Source organism: Streptomyces sp. NPDC045026, from assembly GCF_056432625.1.
The window spans coordinates 88285-107789 of record NZ_JBWKIS010000024.1; the positions used below are offsets into that span (position 1 = coordinate 88285).

The window sequence follows — 19505 nt, forward strand, 5'->3', positions numbered from 1 at the left end:
CGCAGCTGTGGTCGGGCCCCTCGTGACCGGTCCGGTCAGGTCCGGTCAGGGCGGACCGTCAGGCCGAGTACACCTGGCGCCCCGCGACGAACGTGGCGCGTACGTGTCGGGCGTGCGGGGCCCGCAGGACATCCGCGAGCGGCCGGTCAAGCAGTACCAGATCCGCCGCGTGGCCTACTGCGATCCGGCGCGGCGGCCCGCCGGGATCGTCCAGCGGAGCGAGCATGCCGCGCAGTACGGTCCGGGCCGGGAGCCGTTCGCCCGGGCCCAGCACACGACCGGACCGGGTGCGCCGACCGGCCCCGGCACGCAGGCACGCCCAGGGGTCCAGGTCCCCGTACGGGGCGTCGCTGCCGGGCGCGGCCCGCACCCCGGCCCGTACGAGAGTGCCGTACCGCCACAGGTCCGCGCGGTCACCGGGCTCGGATCGCTGCCAGTAGTCGTCGCCGCGGCGGGTCACCAGGGTTGGTTGCGTGACCACGCGGATCCCCCGGCGCGCCAGCTCTTTCGCCGCGGCGGGATCGGCCACCGCGCAGTGCTCGACGCGGTCCCCGTCGAGCCCGCCCGCCTGGTCGAGCGCGGCCAGGGTCAGGGCCAGCGCGACACGGCTCACGCAGTGCACGGCGACCGGCCGGCCCGCGGCGTGGGCCCGCGCCATGCGCCCGGCCAGAGCATCCAGGCGGGGCAGATCGTGGTCGGTGACCACGATCTTGACGGGGCCGACGCTCAGACGCGGATGGCACGGTGCACCGGCCCCGGCCGCCATCACCATGACGTGCTGCGGTAGTTCACCGGCGTATACGGCGGCGAAGGCGGCCTCGGCGGCCATGGCGTCCGGCGTGGCGTCGGCGACATGGGTGACCCCGAGGGAGGCGAGCCGCGCGCCTAGGGACAGCAGGGACGGCCGCCGCGCGCCGAGCACCTCGCGCAGCCAGCCGTCGGCGCGCCACAGCCGGCCGGTGGGTCGCCCCTCGAGGTCGCGCTCGATGCCCTCATGCGAGGCGTGGTGGGCGCCGAGCCGGGCGAGCCCGGCGGAGTTGACCGACCACAGGGCACCGGAGCGGTGCTGCACGCGCACGGGAACGGAGCCGCGGTACGCGTCGAGGGCGTCGCGGTCCAGATCCCCGTGGACCACCTCGTCGTAACCGACCACGCGGACCCAGCCGTCCTCACCCGTGTCCGCCAGGGCCAACGCGGCCGCAAGTCCGCTGCGGGGCAGAGCGGACACGTCGAGTGATGTCTCCTGGGCCGCTGTCGCCGCGAGATGGAGATGGTGGTCGGCCAGGCCGGGCAGCAGCGCGCCGCCCTCTCCCCGCATCACCAACCCGCCCGGGGCAGGGCGCAGTTCACGGCCGATCTGTACGACTTTGCCGTGCAGGATGCGGCAGTCGGCTCTCGTCCGATGCGGGTGGATCTCCACGTCGCGGAGGAGGATCCCCGCCGCGTCACGCCTCATGGGCGGCGGTGTCCGCACTGTTGTCGTCGATCGCGTCCACCAGGCCCCACCGCAGAGCGGTCCCGGCGTCGACCCGCGCCCCGCCCACCATCATCCACGCGGCCCGCCACGGGCCGATGCGCCGGGGCACACTCACGGTTCCGCCGGCGCCGGGCACCAGGCCCATTTCCACCTCCGGCAGGGCGAAGAACGTCTGCGGCGCGGCCACCACGCGGCCGGCGAAGGCCGCCATCTCGATGCCCGCGCCCACGGCCGCCCCCTGCACCCGGACCGTCACCCGGCCCCGCAGCCGGTCCAGGAGTCGCCACGGTGCCCGGTCGAGGCGCACCAGATAGGCGGCGACGAGATCCCGCGCCCGGCCGAACTCGGCCAGATCGCCACCGCTGCAGAACACCGGCCCCGCACCTGCGAGTTCGACTCGCTCCACCGTGTCGTCGAGGGCCGCGACCTCCAGAGCCTCGTACAACTCCTCCCGCATCCGGTACCCGAACGCGTTGCGCCGCTCCGGCCGGTCGAGCAGGAGCGAGAGCTCTGCGCCCGTGCGCCGTAGGCGTACGAACGGACGGCCGACGTCGACGTCGACGGGCCGGGGGGTGGGCCGGGTGGCCAGCCATGCCGCGAACTCCGTTCCGGACAGCAGCATCGAGTAGGCGGCCGCCTCCGAGGCGAGGCCCTGGAGGGTGTCGGTGGACGGCGACCCGCGCAGCAGTTGCCCCAGGGCCACGGCGGCTCGCGGACGCCGCGCGACGGCTTCGGCCAGCGCAGCGTATTCCTTCCAGGGGTCCGGTACGCGCACCAACTGCCGTGCGTCGGCGTCGAGATGAGGGCTCACGAGGGTGAACGTCAGCGCGTCGAGCAGCGGTCGCAGCCGCCCAGGTGGTTGCCGGGTGGCGACGCCGACGGTGAGTGACAAGGAGTCCGCGGCGCGGGCGGCAGCCGCGGCGATTTCGCTCGCGGGCGCCTGGTGCCAGTCGTCGACCACCACATGGCGGACCGCACCTCCCGGCCTCCCGTCGGGCTCCAGCACAAGCCCTTCGCCGACGAAGGGCACTACAGGGCCCAGGACTTGAGACGTTCCACGTCGGCGAGCCGCCGCTCGTGGGTGGGTGCCACGGGGGCGACGCGCAGCGTGCCGACCCCGGCGGCGCGGTACGCCTCGACGCGTTCGGCGACGCGGGAGGCGGGGCCGATGAGCGAGGTCGCCCGCAGCAGGTCCTGAGGCACCGCGGCCGCGGCCTCCTCCTTGCGCCCGGACAGGTACAGCTCCTGGATGGTGTCGGCCTCGGTCTCATAGCCGTAGCGGCGGGCGAGGTCGTGGTAGAAGTTGCGGCCGCGCGCTCCCATCCCCCCAATGTAGAGGGCGAGTTGGGGCCGGGCCAGGTCGATCAGGTCGTCGACGTCGTCACCGACGGCCAGCGGCGCCGAGACCACGACGTCCAGCGGCCCGAGGATGGCATCGCGTCGAGCCGACCCTTCGGCCAGCGCGGGACCCCACACCGCGTCGGCCTTCTCCGGGTGGAAGAACATCGGCAGCCAGCCCTCGGCGACCTCGGCGGCCAGTGCCACGTTCTTCGGGCCGATGGCGGCGAGCAGGATCGGGATGCGCTCACGTACCGGACGGTTGATGAGTTTGAGCGGCTTGCCGAGTCCGGTGCCCTGGTCGGCGGGGAGCGGTATGCGGTAGTGGCGTCCCTCGTGCACCACCGGCTCCCGGCGCCAGACCGAGCGGCAGATGTCGACGATCTCGCGGGTGCGCGCCAGGGGAGCGGTGTACGGCTGCCCGTGGAACCCCTCGATCACCTGCGGCCCGGACGCGCCGATGCCGAGCGTGAACCGGCCGTCGGAGACATGGTCGAGTCCGGCGGCCGTCATCGCGGTGAGAGACGGGGTACGGGTGTAGATCTGCAGGATCCCGGAGGCGATCTCCAGGCGCTCCGTGCACGCGGCGATGAAGCCGAGCTGACTGATGGCGTCGAAGGAGTAGGCCTCGGGGACGAACACGATGTCGAGTCCGGCCTTCTCGTAGTCGCCGAGTACGGCGACCGTGTCCCGGAAACCACCGCTGTAGCTCAAGGTCATTCCGATCCTCATGGCGGTACGGTACCGCCGCAAGGCCAAGTTGAGTGCACTGAATGCCGAGAGCTTTCGTGGAATCCCCGGGCGTCGCGATCAGCGGCTTCCGGGGCGCCCCGGCGCCCGGGTCAGGTGGCGGGTGTGAGCAGGGCGCGCACGACGTCGTGCAGCGGAGCGGCCAGCTCGTCGGCGGTCGCGTCCTGCAGGGGCTGGAGCCCGACCGAGGACCGCAGGACGGCGACGCCGACGCCGAGCGCGATCAGCAGCTCCGCCCGCAGTAGGCGTCCGGCGTCTTCGCTGTGCGGCTCGCCGGAGGCCGCCAGCACCTGTCGGCCGGCGTCGAGCAGAGCCTCCCTGCGCAGAGCGTCCACCTGTGGGTCGCCGGAGGCGCGCAGCAGCATGAGCACGGGGTGCTCACCGAACTCGGGCCAGGCGTCCGAGGCGAGTTGACGGCTGAGCGCTTCGGCCAGTGCGGCGGGGTCACGAGGGGTGTCGCCCTCGCGGCCCAGGAACCGCGGTGTGGCTGCGAGAGCCGCCTTGAACAGCCCTTCCTTCGAGCCGAAGTACCGCTTGACCAGGGCGAGGGTGACTCCCGCGTCCGCGGCCACGTCCCGCAGTTTCGTGCCCTCGTACCCCAGGCGGATGAACCGGTCGTGCGCGGCTGCGAGCAGCGCTTGACGCGTCGCCGCCGCGTTGCGTTTCCGGGGGCCTTCGGCCGCCCCTCGCGTTGTCACCTGTGGCCTCCGTGATGCGTCGTCCCTGGCGAGGTGTCAAGTAATCGCCTGTTGACATAGTCGTGACGCGTGCCTAGCTTGGCAAGTAATCAGCTGATGACTTTCTTCGGGTCCCCGTGCTTCGTGACCCCTACACAGTGAGGTGAAGATGGCCCGGCAGGCTCTCCTGGTCATGGACGTTCAACAGGCCGTCCTCGACCGCTACCCGGACGCCGACTACCTGCCGCGCCTGCGGACGGCCATTGATGCCGCCAGGGCGACGAGTGTTCCCGTGGTGTACGTGGTGGTCGGGTTCCGGCCGGGATATCCCGAGGTCAGTGCGCGCAACAAGATGTTCGGCGGGCTCGCGGGAGCGCCCCGGACGGCAGGGTCCGAGCAGGCGATGCTGATCCCGCCCGAGGTGGCGCCCGGCGAACAGGACATCGTCGTCACCAAACGCCGCGTCAGCGCCTTTGCGGGCAGTGATCTCGACATGGTGCTGCGCGCCGGCGGCATCGAGGAGCTGGTGCTCGCGGGGGTGGCCACCAGCGGTGTCGTCCTGTCGACCGTGCGTCAGGCGGCCGACCTGGACTACGGCCTCACGGTTCTGCGTGACGGCTGCCTGGACAGCGATCCGGAGGTGCACAGGGTTCTCGTGGACAAGGTCTTCCCGCAGCAGGCGGAGGTCGTGACGGTGGCCGACTGGGCGGCTGCGCGCTGACAACGGGATGCGGTGCGCCCGGGAGGCGCGGCCCGATCCGGCGCGCATTACATCCGGTGAGGAACGGCCGTCTGCTCGGGTCAGGAACTGGAAACGGAGCGTCAGCCACCACTCCAGTCCCCGACCTTACTCAGCGCAGAGCGCCTCGACGGGCGATGTCTCCGAGATAGCGTGCACTGTTCTTCACTGCGCGCCGTTGCGTCGCGCGATCCACGGCGATGAGCCCGAAGGTCGGCTGATAGCCCATGATCCACTCGTAGTTGTCGAGGGCGGACCAGTAGTAGTAGCCGCGTACGTCGATGCCGTCGACAAGGCAGCGCTCCACGCTTTCGAGGGCGATACGGATGAACTCGGTGCGCCGGGTGTCGTCGGTCGCGGCCACGCCGTTCTCGGTCACTATGAGCGGCAGGCCCGCCGAGGCCGCGCGGCGCAGGACGCCTTCGAGTGCCTGGGGGTAGAACTCGTATCCCATCTGGGTGAGTTCGGCGTCCGGCGCGTGAGGCTGCAGTCCGCTCGCGGTGACCGTGGCCCGCGTGTAGTTCTGTACGCCGATGAAGTCGTCGCCTTGCATGGCCGGCAGGAAGTCGTCGAAGTTCTCCGCCCACATCCCGTCCGCGATCGCCTCGCCACCGGGCTGCGGCTGGTAGTCCGACAGCGCCAGGGTGATGCCGACCTGGGTGGCAGGGCTGACCTCCTTGATGGCGCTGCGCGCCGAGACGTGGGCACGCTTGACCACATCGATCCCGGCGTCACTGGCGGTGAAGAGGAACACGTTCATCTTCTCGGGGGTGGTGCCGAGCGCGTCCGCGCCCGCCTTGAGACCGGTGCCGAACACGTCGGCCATCGCATCACCGACCCCGACCGGCGCGTGCGCCGTGTCGCCCGCCTCCGCCGCGTCCGGCTTGGGCTGCATGCTGCGGATAAGTGGGGCGATGTTGGCCTCGTTGATGGTGCACACGTACGGGATCAGCGAGCCGAGTTCGGCCATCACGGTGCGGCAGTAGTCGGCGAACCGCTCGGGCGTGCGCTCGCACTCCCAGCCGCCGAGCTTCATCAGCCAGCGGGGGCTGGTGAAGTGATGCAGTGTCACCATCGGGGTGATGCCGAACTCCCGGCAGGCCTCCAGCACGTCGCGGTAGTGGGCGATCGCGGCCCGGGAGAAGCGGCCGTCCTCGGGCTCGACACGGGCCCACTCGATGGAGAACCGGTAGGAGGAGAAGCCGAGTTCCTTCAGGAGGGCGATGTCCTGGCGGTAGAGGCGGTAGTGGTCGCAGGCGTCGCCGCTGGGTTCGGCGAAGAACGTGCCCGGCATGTTCTCCAGGACCCAGAAGTCGCTGGCGACGTTGTTGCCCTCGACCTGGTGGGCGGCAGTGGCGGTGCCCCAGAGGAAGGTGTCGGGGAAGGACATGATGGTGCTCCTGGTGCGCGGTTGTGGACACATATAGGGGGAGAGGTACGGAGAGTTGGACGGGTACGCGGTGGCGCCTGGGGTGCGTCGTCAGCGGACCGACTTCACGAACATCACGCCCGCGGCGCCGAACAGGGCGATGCAGGCGCAGATCGGGAACAGGGCGTCGTAGCCCCACGCCTCGACAATCGCGGAGGCGATGAACGGGGCGGCCACCTGAGGCGCGGCGTTGGCGACATTGATCAGGCCCATGTCCTTGCCCGCGTCCTCGCCCCGGGGCAGCACCTTGGTGATCAGCGCCATGTCGACGGCCATATACATGCCGAACGCGAAGCCGTTGACGAGGTTGAAGGCGACCATCCCGTCGACGCTGTCCCAGATCATCGGGATGAAGAGTGAGAGCGCGGCCAGCACTCCGGAACCGAGGACGAATGCCTTGATCCGGCCGACGCGGTCCACGAGTCGACCGACGACCAGGGCCGCCACGACCATCGCCACGGCGTTGATCACCATCAGGAAGCCCATCGTGGAGGCGGCATCCTGCGGCTTGACCCGGATGTACTCCATGAGGACGTAGAAGCTGTACGTCTGCACGACGAAGTACCCGGCGACGACACCGAAGCGGGAGGCGAACGCGATCACGAAGTCGGGGTGCCGCCTGGGGTTGACCCAGAAGTTCGCGAGGAACTTCTTCACGTCGAAATTCTCGACTGCCATTCCCTTGCTGGACTTGTCCGGGGTGACGAAGACGAAGATCAGCGACAACGCGACCAGGACTCCCGCGATGAGGTAGTAGCCTTTCTCGCCCTGGAACCGGCCGCCGAATCCGCCGATGACACCGTCGTAGCCGAACTTGTGGCCGTCGATACCGCCGATCATGTACGCGGCCAGGATGGTCGCAACCGGGGTGGCGAGGCCCGCGATTCCGGACATGATGCCGTACTTCGTCGGCGGCACCCGGTCGGGCATAGTGGTGGTGATCGCGGCCTGGAAGCCGTTGACGATGAACTGCACACAGCCCCAGGTGACGGCCAGGACGCCGATCGACTTGGCCTGCGACTGCCAGACCAGGGCGCTCGCGCCGAGTATCGAGCAGATGAGGATCCAGGGCGCCCGTCTCCCGAACCGGGAGCGTGTGCGGTCGGAGATCTGCCCGAAGACCGGATTGCCGATCGCGGCGATCGCGGCGCCGATCGCCACCGCGTTCTTCAGCGCCTCGGGATCGTTGTGCCCCTTGATCGCGGTGACCTGCATCGGGATGAGGAACGACCCGATGCCCACCCACACCAGCACAAGGGCGATGTTGACCAGCGGAAGCGTCAGATATAGGGGCCCGAGCCGATAGCGCGGCTTCCCCGCTGCGTCCAGGGGGCCGACCTGGGCCGCCGACGGCATCGCCTTTGCGGGGGCAGGGGCTGGGACATTGCTCTGCGTCATGGGAGTTCACCGTGCCGTCTGAGAGGAATGGTGAGGGTCCGCGGCTGGTGACGTGGATGGGGTCACAAGGTTCGACGCCGGACGGCATCACCAGTGCGGCAGAGGGGCCGATTCTGCGGGCTCAGCGGCCCACCTCAAGCGTGAAACCTGAGTGAAACAGAGTGAATGTATTGCGTCAATGGCTTCAACCAGAGGCCTCGCCTCAAAGTTGCGACGCCCCTCACGCCAAACTTGAGTATGTATAAGAATTGAATGCGCCGTAGAGTCATCGCATGACCACCTCCGAAGGCAGGTCCCGAGGGCCGTACGCCAGGACCAAAGAGCGCCGCCAAGTCATCGCGCGTGCCGTTCTTGACCTTGTGCTGGAGAAGGGGCACGCCAACGTGACCACGGCCGAGGTGGCCCAGCGTGCCGCCACGAGCGAGGGCACCGTGCTCTACCACTTCCCGACCCGGGACCACCTGCTGGTGGCTGCGCTGCAGTGCTCCGACGACGAGGACGACGAGCGCACGCCGGCCGGTAACGGGACGCAGGCCCTCGATGTGGACACGGCCCTGAAGGCGTTCACCCGGGCCGCCCCGCACCGCGAGAACATCATGCGCCTGTACACGGCGCTTGCTGGGCATGCGACCACTCCCGAGCACCCCGCGCAGGACTATTTCCGAGCGCACCACCAGGCGGCGATCGCCCGCTTCTCCCGGCTGATGGAACAGCGGCAGGCGGCCGGCCTCGCCCATCCTGGCCTTGACGCATCGGAGGTGGCGCGCCAGTTCGTCGCCACCTGGGACGGTCTGCAGGTGCAGTGGCTGGTGGATCCGAGCTTCGACCTCGGCGACGTACTGGTCGGCGCCTTCCGCCGTCTGTCCGGCCAGAACTGGATGGAGGCCAGGGCGCTCATGCTGGCGTCGGACATCGGTATGTGAGAAGCGGGACTTCCATCGGTGCAACCGAGTTGCCGCCGGACGGCCGCCTCGCCGTCACCGCGCCGGCCGCCCACATGCACTTGAGCGTCTCGCCCTGTCACCGCCGGCTGTGAGCCCTGGAACGCGAGGGCGCGATCCGCGGCTAAGGCGCGATCGTGGCCCCGGCCGCCGTCGGCCCCAACCTCGAGGCCCTCGTCTTCACTGGGACGAACCCGGCACCGTCACCGCGTTCGACGAGTCAGTGGCCACCTTCCTGCACGTCCTCCAGGCTCAGTGCCTGTTCGGCGGCCAACCCGACTACCTCCTGTGCGTCGCCATCACCGACCTGGCCGCACCTCCGAGGTCACCAACGTCGGCATCGAACCGATCGTCCACGAAGGTGTCGACGCACTGTCCCGCCACCGACTGTTCTGGGGCGAGCGGAACTACCCGGAACGCACGCTGAGGGCGACGCTCGTGCTTCTCTGCATTATCGGCGCGAGGACGCTGGCCGCTTTCGAAATAGAGTGTACTGTAACCCTCTATTGAGGGTGCCGGTCGCATCTATGCCCGCACTCTGAGTGTGCTCTCGTAGTCATGCCGCAATGCCGCTCGACGCGCCAGGACGGGCCGTCGTCCAGCGGCCCGGTGACCGCTGGTGATCCTTGCCGGTCGCCCCCGCTCCGTACCGCCCGAACCACTGCGCACTGCTCAGCACAGTCCTTGACTGGTCCCCTGAGGAAGCGAGTCGCATGGTGCTTTCCGTCGTGAGGCGTGTGGGCCGAAGCCTCCTGGTCATCCTCCTCGTCACGATCGGTGTGACACTCCTGCTCGGACTGGCACCGGGCTCGGCCGCCGAGGTCGTCCTCGGACCGAACGCGACCCCCGAGGCCGTCGACGCGCTCGAGTCGAAGCTCGGCCTCGATCAGCCGCTGTGGGCGCAGTACGGGCACTGGCTGGCCGCCGCCGTCCGCGGAGACCTGGGCGACTCGCCGGTGACCGGGCAGTCGGTCAGCGGGGCCATCGTCGAACGGCTGCCCGTCACCCTGGAGTTGGCGGTCCTCGCCCTGGTTCTCGCGCTCGCTGTCGCGGTGCTGCTCGCGACGGTGTCGGCGGGCCGCCCCGGTGGCCCGGTCGACCGTATTGCCAACGGGCTGTCGTCCGTCTTCCTGTCCGTACCGGCGTTCATCGCAGGGCCCGTCCTCATCTATGTGTTCGCGGTCCAGGCCGGCTGGCTCCCGGTGACCGGGTGGGCACGCGTCAGTGAGGAGGGGATCGGCGCGCACCTGCGCTCGGTCGCACTGCCCGTGGTGGCGATCGCCCTGACCGAGATCGCCGCCTTCCACCGGCTGCTGCGCAGCGACCTGGTGGGGACCTTGCGCGAGGACTTCGTCGAAGCCGCCCGGGCCAAGGGGCTCGGCCGCGGCTACGTGATGTTCCGGCACGCCCTGCGCCCGTCCTCGTTCTCCCTGGTCACGCTCGCGGGGTTGAGTCTGGGGCGGCTGATCGGCGGGACGGTCGTCGTCGAGTCACTGTTCGGCCTGCCGGGCCTAGGCCAGCTGATGGCCTCCGCCATCACCCAGCGGGACGTGGTGATGGTCCAGGGCGTCGTGGTCTTCGTCGCCGTCGTCTACGTCGTCGTCAACATGCTGGTCGACCTGAGCTACCAGCTCATCGACCCGCGCGTCAGAAGGGCGGCACGGGCATGACCCAGTACGCACCCAAGGCACCGGCCGACCCCACCGCCGATCATCACGTGTCCGCGGACCCCCTCGTTCCGACCGTGCGCGTACGGCGCTCGCCGCTGGTGTACCTGTCCTACGGCTGGCTCCTTGTGGTGATCGCCGCGGCGCTCCTGGCCGATCTACTGCCCCTGGCCTCGTACGCCGTCCCGGTCGGGCCCCCGCGCCAGGCCCCCGGATCCGGATCGCTCGACCTGCTGCTCGGCACCGACACCCAGGGCCGCTCGATCCTGTCCCGGTGTGTGTACGGGGCGCAGGTCTCGCTCGTCGTGGGCGCCGTGGCCGGCTGCGTCGGAGCGGTCGTCGGCACCGCGCTCGGTATGTCTGCCGGGCACTTCGGCGGCCGATGCGACACCGTGATCCGGCTCGTGGCCGACGCGATGCTCGCCTTCCCGCCACTGATCCTGCTGCTCGCCCTGTCCGCGATCCTGACGCCCAGCGTCCGCACGCTGCTCGCGGGCCTGACGCTGCTCGTGGTCCCTTCGTTCATCCGCCTGTCCAGGGCCACCACGCTCACCTGGGAAGGACGCGACTTCGTGCTCGCCGCGCGGAACATGGGAGCGGGCCACCGGCGGGTGCTGACGCGGGAAGTCCTGCCCAACGTACTGCCCCCGCTCGGCGCCTACGTGCCCGTGGTGATGGCGGCGCTGATCGTCGCCGAGGGCTCATTGAGCTTCCTCGGCATGGGCATCCCACCGCCCAGGCCCAGTTGGGGCGGCATGATCGCCGAGGGCAAGGACGCCATCGCCGACTCCCCGCACATCGTGTTCGTCCCCTCCGTCGTGATCTTCCTGACCGTCTTCGCGCTGAACCAGGCCGGTGACCACCTGCGCCACCGGTTCGACCGCACACTGCGCGACTGACCGCCCTGCCCCGCTCCGTCTTGTCTCTTCGCTCCCCGTAACCCGTCCCCGTACCCCATCCGCTCACGAAGGGTCGACGATGATCCGCACAAGGCGTTCTTTCTCCCTGACCGCGGCCTGCGCCGCCACCGCGATGGTTCTTTCGGCATGCGGCGGGGGTGGCTCCGGCAGTACGTCGAACGGGTCCACCGCCGCGGGCAAACCCGTCGCCGGCGGCAGCGCCCGTGTTCTGCAGCTGAGCGAACAAGCCGGCATGGACCCGGCGATGCTGGCCAACGAGTGGGCCGTCAACTCCTTCATCGGCAACGCCCTGTACGGAACCCTGATGGTCAACGACGTCACCACGGGAGAGATCCGCTTCAAGATGGCCACGTCGTTCGCCACGAAGGACGGCGGAAGGACGTTCGAGTTGAAGCTCCGTGACGGGCTCAAGTTCTCCGACGGCACCCCGCTGGACGCCGCCGCCGTGAAGTTCAACTGGGACCGCCTCAAGGATCCGGCCACGGGCGCCTTCGCCTTCCCCGAGGCGTCGCTGATCGCCTCGACGACGGTGGTGGACCCGACCACCCTGAAGGTCACCCTGAGGGAGGCGGTCCCGCACTACGCCCAGGCGGTGGTCCTGACGGCCCTGAACTGGATCGCCTCCCCGACCGCGCTGAAGGCCGGCCGCAAGAGCTTCGACGCGAAGCCGGTCGGGGCCGGCCCGTACACGCTCACGAAGTGGGCACGCCAGGACTCGGTGGTCCTGGCGCGCAACACCCGGTACTACGCCAAGCCCAAGCCGTATCTCGACACCATCACCGTGCGCACCGCACTGGACGGCAAGCAGCGTCTCGACACGATGACGACCGGCGGCGCCGACGTCGCCATCGAGAGCAGCTGGCAGAACCTCGCCAAGGCGAAGGCCGCCCAACTGCCCACCACCGTCGTGCCGCTCAACGGCGGCCTGTCCCTGACCATGAACACGCGGCGCGCACCCTTCGACGACATCCGCGCCCGTCAGGCGATCGCCGCCGCCCTGGACATGAAGGCGATGAATCAGAGCGCCTTCAACGGCGCCGGAAAGACGGCCGACACGCTCTTCGACAAGACCTCGCCGTTCTACGAGGACATGCCGCTGGCCGGTCCCGACAAGGCGAAGGCCCAGAAGCTCTTCGACGAACTCGCGGCCGAGGGCAAACCGGTGACGTTCACCTTCAAGACGTTCCCCTCCTCCGACAACCGTGTCGTCGCCGAGAGCGTCCAGACACAGCTGAGCCAGTTCAAGAACGTCAAGGTCGACATCAAGGTCATCGACTACGCCGACAACGCGGCCCTGCGCACCAAGTTCGACTTCGACATGGTCGTCAGCTCCGCGCTCTTCGCCGACCCCGAGGTCAGGCTGCTCGGCACCTTTCAGGGAGCATCGAGCAGGAACATGTCCGGCATCAAGGACAAGCAGCTCGACACCGCTCTCCTGAATGGGCGCAGGTCCACCGACGAGGCCGAACGCAAGGCCGCGTACAAGACGGTGCAGGAGCGTCTCGCCGCGCTCGTCCCGGTGGTCTTCTACACGCGCGCGGCGCCCGCCGTCATCACCGGCAAGAACGTCCACGGCGTCGTGGAGTACGGCAGCGGATCGCTGCTGCCCGAAGAGCTGTGGATCAAGCGGTGACACCGGGCGCTCCCGTCCTGGAGGTGCGGAACCTGCGCACCCACATAGCCACCCCGCGCGGCACCGTACGCGCCGTCGACGACGTCTCGCTGCGGCTCGCCGGCGCCGAGGCCCTGGGCGTGGTGGGGGAGTCGGGCTCCGGCAAGTCGGTCCTCGCCCGCGCCGTCATGGGGCTGTTGCCGAGGGCCGCGGCGAGCTCGGGGGAGGTCCTCTTCCAAGGACGCGACCTGCTGTCCCTGCCGCGCAGGGACCGCTCCCGGATCTGGGGCAGGCGGATCGCCCTGGTTTTCCAGGATCCCGGCCGCTCCCTCAACCCGGTCGTCCGCGTGGAACGCCAGCTCACCGAAGGCATGCGCCGACAGCTGGGGGTGAGCCGCGCTGAGGCCCGCACCCGTGCGCTCGGCCTGCTGGACGAGGTCGGCGTGCCCGACCCCGAGCGACGGCTGCGCGCCTACCCTCACGAACTCTCCGGCGGCATGCGCCAACGCATCATGATCGCGACGGCCCTGGCGAGCGAGCCGGACCTGCTGATCGCCGACGAACCCACCACCGCTCTCGACGTGACCGTCCAGCGCCAGATCCTGGACCTGCTGCGGCGCGTCCAGCGCGAGCGCGGCATGGCGCTGATCCTGATCAGCCACGACCTGGCCGTGGTCGCGGGACGCACCGACCGGGTCGCCGTGATGTACGCGGGCCGGATCGCGGAGACAGGCCCGACCCGGGCGGTCTTCGAGGAGCCGCACCACCGCTACACACGGGCCCTGCTCGACTCCACCCCCACGCTCGCGCACGAACGCCACACCCCTCTGCCCCTCATACCGGGATCGCTCCCCGACCCCATCTGCCCCCCGGCAGGCTGCCGCTTCGCGCCACGATGCGCGTACGCGGACGAGGAATGCACGACGCTCGGCGCGCACCTGACGGACGTGCGGCCCGGGCACCACGTCGCCTGTGCCCACCCCGCCCTCGCTCTTGGAGGTGTCCCCCATGGCCGGTAGGGGAACCGCGCACCTGCGCGGCGACAAGGCGCTGCTCAGCGTCGAGGACCTGGTCGTCGAGTATCCGGCCGGTCGTCGCGGCGCCGTAGTACGGGCGGTGTCAGGGGTGAGCTTCGACGTGCTGCCGGGCGAGACACTGGGCATCGTCGGCGAGTCGGGTTGCGGTAAGTCGACGACCGGACGCGCGGCCCTGCGCCTGGACCGCCCCGCCGCCGGGCGGATCTGCTTCGCCGGCGAGCACATCGAGGCGGCAGGCGAACGCCATCTGCGGGCGCTGCGCCGCCGGTTGCAGATGATCTTCCAGGATCCGGTCGCCTCGCTCAATCCGCGCCGCCCGGTCCGGGAACTCGTCGTCGAAGGACTGTCCGTGGCCGGTGCCCCGGCCCGGGAACGGGCCGAGGCGTCGGCGGCCGTCCTCGCCCAAGTAGGCCTCGGTGACGAGAGGTTCAAGGACCTGCTGCCGCGACAGCTGTCGGGCGGTCAGGCCCAGCGCGTCGCGATCGCCCGCGCGGTGGCCGTCGCCCCGAGCCTGCTGATCTGTGACGAACCGGTGTCCGCGCTCGACGTGTCGGTCCAGGCGCAGATCCTCAACCTCATCCAGGAGTTGAAGGCCGCCCACGATCTCACCGTCGTCTTCATCGCGCACGACCTCGGCGTAGTCCGGTCCGTCAGCGACAACGTCCTGGTCATGTACCTGGGTAAGGTCTGCGAGTTCGGCGACACGGTACAGGTCTACGACCGACCCGCCCACCCCTACACACGGGCTTTGCTCGACTCGGTACCGCTCACCGATCCGGAACGGGGCTTCGGCGGACCCGCTCTGGCGGGAGACATCCCGTCGCCGCTCGCACCCCCCTCCGGATGCAGATTCCGTACGCGCTGCCCACGTGCAGTGGAGCGCTGCGCGCAGGAGGAGCCTCAGATGAGGGAGGTGGCGCAGGGGCAGTACGCGGCGTGCCACTTCCCGCTCGTCGATGCGGAGGGTCAAAAGACAGGCTCAGACCGTCGAGTAGCCGACGAACGGTGAAGCGGCACATCGTCCGGGGGGATCAGGCGGGCACGCCCGCGTTCCCGACGGAAAGCAGCTGCCCGCCGTCCAGCTTCAGCTGCTGACCGGTGACCCACCTCGACTCGTCGGAGGCGAAGTAGAGCACCGCCGCGGAGACGTCGTCGGGCGACAGCCACGGCATGTTCATCGGCGACTTGGCGGCCAGCGAAGGAATCATCTCCTCGCGTGACGGGCTCTCCAGGTCGGGCCGGAACGCGTGGTACATGAACTCGTTGTCCATCATCCCGGTCTCGACGTTCGTCGGGTGGATGACGTTGACGCGGATCTGCTGGCCTGCGTAGACGCGCGCGAGGTCGTGCCCGAGCCGGGCGACGTGCCGCTTGGAGTGGGCGTAGCCGAGCCCGCCCGCACCCGTGATGTCGACGGAGCCGGCCAGCAGCGCCGCGGTCGAACCGGTGAGGATCACGGACGCACCGCTCTGCAGGTGCGGCGCGGCGGCGGTGACGGCGTTGATCACTCCGACGAGGTTGACCTGGACGACGTCGATGAAGGCCTGCGGGGTGTCCGAGCCCATGGTGAGGATCCCCGCCTGGGCCACGACGACGTCGAGTCCGCCGAGTTCCTCCACCCCCTGGTCCACGACGGTCTGCAGCTGCCGCAGCTCGCGCACGTCCGCCTGCTTGGCGACGATGCGCCGGCCGAGGGCTTCGACCTGGCGGACGGTCTCGTCGAGGTCCGCTTTGCCGGCCAGCGGATACGGGGCTGTCTCGATGTCTTCCAGAAGGTCGACGGCGATGATGTCCGCCCCCTCCTCGGCCAAGCGAACAGCGTGGCGGCGGCCCTGACCTCGGGCTGCTCCGGTGATGAAGGCGACCTTGCCCTCGACTCGTCCCGGCATGAGTCACTCCTGGATCGTCAAATCGTCATTGTGAACAGGTGCTGTCTGTGGCAGCGGTGGCGCGTGAAGTGGTGAGGCGCTCGCGGTGTCAGGCCCGGTCCGTCGGCGTACCGCTCAGAATCACGGTCTTCGCCTCCAGGTACGGCAGCAGGCCGTCGGATCCCCCTTCGCGGCCCACCCCCGACTGCTTGAATCCGCCGAAACCCATCCGGGGGTCGGTCCGGTACCCGTTGTGCCCGACCGTGCCCGCGCGGATGCGACGGGCGACGTGGTGCGCGCGGTCGGCGTCGTGGGTGAAGACCGTCGCGTTGAGCCCGAAGACCGTCTCGTTGGCGAGCTGGACCGCGTGTTCTTCGTCGTCGGCGGGGATGACGCTGAGCACGGGGCCGAAGATCTCCTCCTGGGCGATCGTCGACTGGTTGTCCACGCCGGCGAAGACGGTCGGCTCGACGTAGAAGCCGGTGTCGAATCCGTCGGGGCGGCCACCGCCGGAGATGAGCCTCGCCCCGTCGGCCACACCCTTGGCGATATAGCCCTCCACACGGTCCCGTTGACGCTCCATGGCGAGCGGCCCGAGCTGCGCGGCGGGGTCGAACGGATCGCCGATGCGGACCTCGCCGAAGAACGTGCCGAGCGCCTCGGCGAACGCGTCATGGCGGTGACGGCTGACGATGATGCGGGTCAGGGACGAGCACACCTGACCGTTGAGGGTGCACTCGGCCTCGGCCAGAGTCCTGGCCGCCGTCTCGATGTCGTAGTCGTCGAGGATCACCGCGGGCGACTTGCCGCCCAGTTCGAGGGTGTAGCGGGCCATGCGCTCACCGCAGATGCTCGCGATGCGCCGTCCCACGGCGCTGGAGCCGGTGAAGGCGACCTTGTCCACCCGCGGATCACGTACGAGCTGCTCGGAGACCTCACGATCGGCGGCGACGACGTTCAGTACGCCCGCCGGCAGACCGATCTCCTCGGCTATCTCGGCGAGGATGTACGCCTCACCGGGAGCCTCCGGCGGCGCCTTGACTACCACCGTGCACCCCGCGAGCAGCGCGGGCGCGACCTTGTAGGCCAGCAGCGACATGGGTGTGTTCCAGGCGACGATCGCCCCCACGACACCGATCGGCTCCCGCACCACCGCGCCGAAGGCACCCTGCACCGTGTCGTGCCGCACCTCGAAGGGGAAGTCCGCGGCGAGGTCCGCGTAGTAGTCGTAGTGGGCTCCCACACGCTCGATCGAGGCGGCCGACATGGAATGGAGGACACCCACCTGACGGGTCCACAGGCGGCTCGCGTCGCTTGCGCGGCGGCGCAGGCCGTCGGCGATCCTGCGCAGCCACTCGGCGCGTTCGGCCGGGGCGAGCAACGGCCAGTCCGTCCGGTCGAACGCGCGACGAGCGGCGTCGACGGCCCGGGACATGTCGGCTGCGCCGGCCTCGGCGGCGCGGTAGTAGAGCTCCTCCGTCGCGGGGTCGATGATGTCGAATCCGGAGGACCGCGCCGAGGAATCGGCCGGGGACACCCACTGGCCGTCGATGTAAAGGCGGTCCGGATGACGGAGCGGTACGGGAAGGTCGCGCTCGGCGGATCCGGGTGCTCCCCCTGCCCGATCGATGCTGACGTGGCTGGACATCAAGCCCTCCGTTCCCGGCCCACGGTCGACTCCCGTGGGAAACACGTGCGTTTCGTCCAAAAGAACGGACGTTGCCTTACCAGGCGTGCTCAGCATCAAGCCGCCCTTTCCTGCTTGTCAAGCACTGGGGCTTAGAACTGTCCTCGCTCGACTCCTTGACAGCGCTTATGGGGCGGATCACACTCTCGCGTTATATAGAGCGAGTGTTCTCTATAACGAAACGCCTGGGTGTCGTAGACGACTCGATGTCTACGACGGAAGGCCCCCTCAACGTGCATCCCGCGGCCGGACTCCGGCGACGCCCGGATGCCAGACGAAAGCAGCCACGATGTCATCCACCACCGGACTGGAAGCCGATCCGCGGCCTCAGCGTCCTGTCGCTCTCATCGTCGTGATCCTGATCTTCGCCGCGATCGTGAGCTCCTTCGAAGCGACGATGATGTATACGGCCCTGCCGGAGATCATCGAGCAGTTCAAGACCACCCCGAGCGACGCCGGCTGGGTCCTCACCGGCTTCCTGCTCGTCGGTGCCGCCTCCGCGGCCATCAGCGGCCGGCTCGGCGACGCCTTCGGCCGCCGCAACGTCCTCATCGTCGTGCTGCTCGCATCGATCATCGGCTCGATCGTCAGCCTGGCTGCGGACAGCCTGGGCGGGCTCATCGCCGGGCGGGCGATCCAGGGACTCGCGGGCGGTCTGGTCCCGCTGTGCGTCGGCATCCTCCGGGAGAGCGTGCCGAAGAAGAACCTGTCGGTGGCCGTGGCCACCGTCGCCGGTGCCGCCATGTGGGGCGGCGCGGCCGGCAACATCATCGCCGGCAACATCGTCGACGCCTGGGGTTGGCACTACGTCTTCGTGGTCGCGGCGGTCGTCGCCGCTGTCGGCGCCGTCGGCGCCCTGCTCCTGCCGCGCCCGACCGTCAAGGCGCGCCTTGGGCGCGTCGACTGGCTTGGTGGCATCCTGTTCGCGCCCGGGATCGGCCTCGCCCTGTACGGGGTCCACGAGAGCAGCACGTGGGGCTGGTCGAGCGGGAAGACCGTCGGCTTCCTCGCCGTTGGCCTCGCGGTCCTGGCTCTGTGGGTCGTCCGGGAGCTCCGCATCGACGAGCCGCTCATCAACATCCGGTTCTTCCGCAACCGCAAGCTCGGCCTGACGCTGGTGGCGACCGCGTTCGTCTCCTTCGGCACCCTGGGAGTGTCGGGCTTCGTCGGTCAGCTGATCTGGCAGATGCCCGAGGCCGCTCCGGTGGGCCTCGGCCTGAGCGCGGGCATGGCCGGCAACGTCTCCTTCGGGATCGGCCTCATCGGGTTTCTGCTCTCCCCGCTCAGCGGCCGGGTCTCCCGCAACGGCCGCTCGTGCAACGCCCTCATCGTCGGCGCGGTGTTGAGCATCGCGGCGGCCCTGCTGTCGATGCTGCTCCTTGACACCGTCATCGGCTTCCTGGTCTCGCAGGTCGTCCTGACCGGCGCGACCGGCTTCCTGCTCAGCTCGCTCCCGAACCTGGTCGTCGAAGGGGTTCCGGAGGCCAACACCAGCGAGGCGTCCGGTGTCTACATGGTCACGCAGACCGCGTTCTCGGCCGTCGGCACGTCCATCGGCACGGTTCTGCTGTCCCAACACCTCGTCGCCGGTACGTCGTTCACCACGCGCGCCGGGTACAACCAGCTGTTCCTCATGGTTGCTGTCGCCGCCGCGGTGGGCCTCGTGGCCGCCTGGTTCATCCGGCGGGGAGCCATCAGGTCGAGCGACACCCTGCCTCAGTCTGTCGTCGTGGTTCCGGACGCCGTCTGAAGTGGTGCGCACCCGACCGTGAGGTGAGGCCTCCCGGATACGAGATCGAGGCCCCCGGCCGCCGGGGGCCTCGATCTCGTCGCACCTGGCCACCGGCAGCGTGGTCTCTTTGTTCCAGGTCCCGTGCCACACCCTTCGGGCTCACATGGAAGCCGACCGGCCGGGCGATGAGGAGGCTCATCGTCCGGCCGGGGCCTGTGCATGTGGTGGGTTCT

General features: G+C 69.6%; 16 protein-coding genes and 1 pseudogene. 9 read left to right on the plus strand and 8 right to left on the minus strand.

The features are described 5' to 3' along the window. Positions 1 to 58: 58 nt before the first annotated feature. The 4 genes from AC07EJ_RS35185 to AC07EJ_RS35200 all read right to left on the minus strand — a co-directional run bounded on the left by AC07EJ_RS35185 (position 59) and on the right by AC07EJ_RS35200 (position 4263). Entirely contained in the window at positions 59 to 1456 is a 1398-nt protein-coding gene (locus AC07EJ_RS35185) for an amidohydrolase family protein (RefSeq protein ID WP_478885780.1), read from the minus strand. Next, entirely contained in the window at positions 1446 to 2483 is a 1038-nt protein-coding gene (locus AC07EJ_RS35190) for an enoyl-CoA hydratase/isomerase family protein (protein WP_478885781.1), read from the minus strand. The genes AC07EJ_RS35185 and AC07EJ_RS35190 overlap by 11 nt, the downstream gene beginning before the upstream one ends. Positions 2484 to 2506: 23 nt before the next feature. Continuing rightward, entirely contained in the window at positions 2507 to 3547 is a 1041-nt protein-coding gene (locus AC07EJ_RS35195; RefSeq protein ID WP_468990529.1) for an LLM class F420-dependent oxidoreductase, read from the minus strand. 110 nt (positions 3548 to 3657) lie between these two features. Continuing rightward, positions 3658 to 4263 (minus strand): TetR/AcrR family transcriptional regulator, encoded by a 606-nt coding sequence (locus tag AC07EJ_RS35200; protein WP_468990526.1) that lies wholly within the window; start codon positions 4261 to 4263, stop codon positions 3658 to 3660. A gap of 148 nt (positions 4264 to 4411) precedes the next feature. Between AC07EJ_RS35200 and AC07EJ_RS35205 the strand changes: the two genes are divergently transcribed. Then, positions 4412 to 4963: a cysteine hydrolase family protein gene (locus tag AC07EJ_RS35205; RefSeq protein ID WP_468990523.1), complete on the plus strand. Its 552-nt coding sequence runs from the start codon at positions 4412 to 4414 to the stop codon at positions 4961 to 4963. 130 nt (positions 4964 to 5093) lie between these two features. Here the strand turns inward: AC07EJ_RS35205 and AC07EJ_RS35210 are convergent, their stop codons facing one another. After that, positions 5094 to 6371 carry a glycoside hydrolase family 1 protein gene (locus tag AC07EJ_RS35210; protein WP_478885782.1) on the minus strand — a complete coding sequence of 426 codons (1278 nt, stop codon included), beginning with the start codon at positions 6369 to 6371 and terminating at the stop codon, positions 5094 to 5096. Positions 6372 to 6461: 90 nt separating this feature from the next. Then, the gene (locus AC07EJ_RS35215) at positions 6462 to 7808 is read right to left on the minus strand and encodes an MFS transporter (RefSeq protein WP_478631361.1); all 1347 of its coding nucleotides are present in this window, start codon (positions 7806 to 7808) and stop codon (positions 6462 to 6464) included. A gap of 272 nt (positions 7809 to 8080) precedes the next feature. On the opposite strand from AC07EJ_RS35215, the gene AC07EJ_RS35220 reads away from it, so the two are divergent. From AC07EJ_RS35220 to AC07EJ_RS35250, 7 genes and pseudogenes are all read left to right on the plus strand, one after another. Then, complete coding sequence (locus AC07EJ_RS35220; RefSeq protein WP_478631364.1) at positions 8081 to 8731, plus strand: TetR/AcrR family transcriptional regulator; 651 nt, start codon at positions 8081 to 8083, stop codon at positions 8729 to 8731. Further along, positions 8728 to 8874: pseudogene (locus tag AC07EJ_RS35225) on the plus strand (winged helix-turn-helix transcriptional regulator); the annotation flags it as partial. The gene AC07EJ_RS35220 and the pseudogene AC07EJ_RS35225, both read left to right, overlap by 4 nt. A gap of 588 nt (positions 8875 to 9462) precedes the next feature. Beyond that, positions 9463 to 10419, plus strand: coding sequence for an ABC transporter permease (locus AC07EJ_RS35230; RefSeq protein WP_478631367.1), 957 nt, complete (start codon positions 9463 to 9465; stop codon positions 10417 to 10419). Further along, complete coding sequence (locus tag AC07EJ_RS35235; protein ID WP_478885783.1) at positions 10416 to 11315, plus strand: ABC transporter permease; 900 nt, start codon at positions 10416 to 10418, stop codon at positions 11313 to 11315. The genes AC07EJ_RS35230 and AC07EJ_RS35235 overlap by 4 nt, the downstream gene beginning before the upstream one ends. A gap of 79 nt (positions 11316 to 11394) precedes the next feature. Next, positions 11395 to 12969, plus strand: a complete 1575-nt coding sequence (locus AC07EJ_RS35240; RefSeq protein ID WP_478631372.1) for an ABC transporter substrate-binding protein — start codon at positions 11395 to 11397, stop codon at positions 12967 to 12969. After that, positions 12966 to 13967, plus strand: a complete 1002-nt coding sequence (locus AC07EJ_RS35245; protein WP_478885784.1) for an ABC transporter ATP-binding protein — start codon at positions 12966 to 12968, stop codon at positions 13965 to 13967. The genes AC07EJ_RS35240 and AC07EJ_RS35245 overlap by 4 nt, the downstream gene beginning before the upstream one ends. Beyond that, the gene (locus AC07EJ_RS35250) at positions 13957 to 14994 is read left to right on the plus strand and encodes an oligopeptide/dipeptide ABC transporter ATP-binding protein (protein ID WP_478885785.1); all 1038 of its coding nucleotides are present in this window, start codon (positions 13957 to 13959) and stop codon (positions 14992 to 14994) included. Before AC07EJ_RS35245 ends, AC07EJ_RS35250 begins: the two co-directional genes overlap by 11 nt. Before the next feature lie 22 nt (positions 14995 to 15016). Here the strand turns inward: AC07EJ_RS35250 and AC07EJ_RS35255 are convergent, their stop codons facing one another. Both AC07EJ_RS35255 and AC07EJ_RS35260 read right to left on the minus strand, forming a co-directional pair. Then, positions 15017 to 15874, minus strand: coding sequence for a mycofactocin-coupled SDR family oxidoreductase (locus AC07EJ_RS35255; RefSeq protein WP_468990482.1), 858 nt, complete (start codon positions 15872 to 15874; stop codon positions 15017 to 15019). Between the two features lie 88 nt (positions 15875 to 15962). Next, on the minus strand, positions 15963 to 17501 hold the full coding sequence (locus AC07EJ_RS35260; RefSeq protein WP_478885786.1) for an aldehyde dehydrogenase: 1539 nt from the start codon (positions 17499 to 17501) through the stop codon (positions 15963 to 15965). Positions 17502 to 17829: 328 nt separating this feature from the next. Here AC07EJ_RS35260 and AC07EJ_RS35265 point away from each other — a divergent pair, with 328 nt between their 5' ends. After that, complete coding sequence (locus tag AC07EJ_RS35265) at positions 17830 to 19290, plus strand: MFS transporter (RefSeq protein ID WP_478885787.1); 1461 nt, start codon at positions 17830 to 17832, stop codon at positions 19288 to 19290. The last annotated feature ends 215 nt before the right edge of the window (positions 19291 to 19505 follow it).

Bases quoted from the DNA above. Each gene is read 5' to 3' on its own strand.
- AC07EJ_RS35185 (WP_478885780.1), bottom strand. From the start codon at position 1,456: ATGAGGCGTGACGCGGCGGGGATCCTCCTCCGCGACGTGGAGATCCAC.
- AC07EJ_RS35195 (WP_468990529.1), bottom strand. From the start codon at position 3,547: ATGAGGATCGGAATGACCTTGAGCTACAGCGGTGGTTTCCGGGACACG.
- AC07EJ_RS35205 (WP_468990523.1), top strand. From the start codon at position 4,412: ATGGCCCGGCAGGCTCTCCTGGTCATGGACGTTCAACAGGCCGTCCTC.
- AC07EJ_RS35210 (WP_478885782.1), bottom strand. From the start codon at position 6,371: ATGTCCTTCCCCGACACCTTCCTCTGGGGCACCGCCACTGCCGCCCAC.
- AC07EJ_RS35215 (WP_478631361.1), bottom strand. From the start codon at position 7,808: ATGACGCAGAGCAATGTCCCAGCCCCTGCCCCCGCAAAGGCGATGCCG.
- AC07EJ_RS35220 (WP_478631364.1), top strand. From the start codon at position 8,081: ATGACCACCTCCGAAGGCAGGTCCCGAGGGCCGTACGCCAGGACCAAA.
- AC07EJ_RS35230 (WP_478631367.1), top strand. From the start codon at position 9,463: ATGGTGCTTTCCGTCGTGAGGCGTGTGGGCCGAAGCCTCCTGGTCATC.
- AC07EJ_RS35235 (WP_478885783.1), top strand. From the start codon at position 10,416: ATGACCCAGTACGCACCCAAGGCACCGGCCGACCCCACCGCCGATCAT.
- AC07EJ_RS35240 (WP_478631372.1), top strand. From the start codon at position 11,395: ATGATCCGCACAAGGCGTTCTTTCTCCCTGACCGCGGCCTGCGCCGCC.
- AC07EJ_RS35250 (WP_478885785.1), top strand. From the start codon at position 13,957: ATGGCCGGTAGGGGAACCGCGCACCTGCGCGGCGACAAGGCGCTGCTC.
- AC07EJ_RS35255 (WP_468990482.1), bottom strand. From the start codon at position 15,874: ATGCCGGGACGAGTCGAGGGCAAGGTCGCCTTCATCACCGGAGCAGCC.
- AC07EJ_RS35260 (WP_478885786.1), bottom strand. From the start codon at position 17,501: ATGTCCAGCCACGTCAGCATCGATCGGGCAGGGGGAGCACCCGGATCC.
- AC07EJ_RS35265 (WP_478885787.1), top strand. From the start codon at position 17,830: ATGTCATCCACCACCGGACTGGAAGCCGATCCGCGGCCTCAGCGTCCT.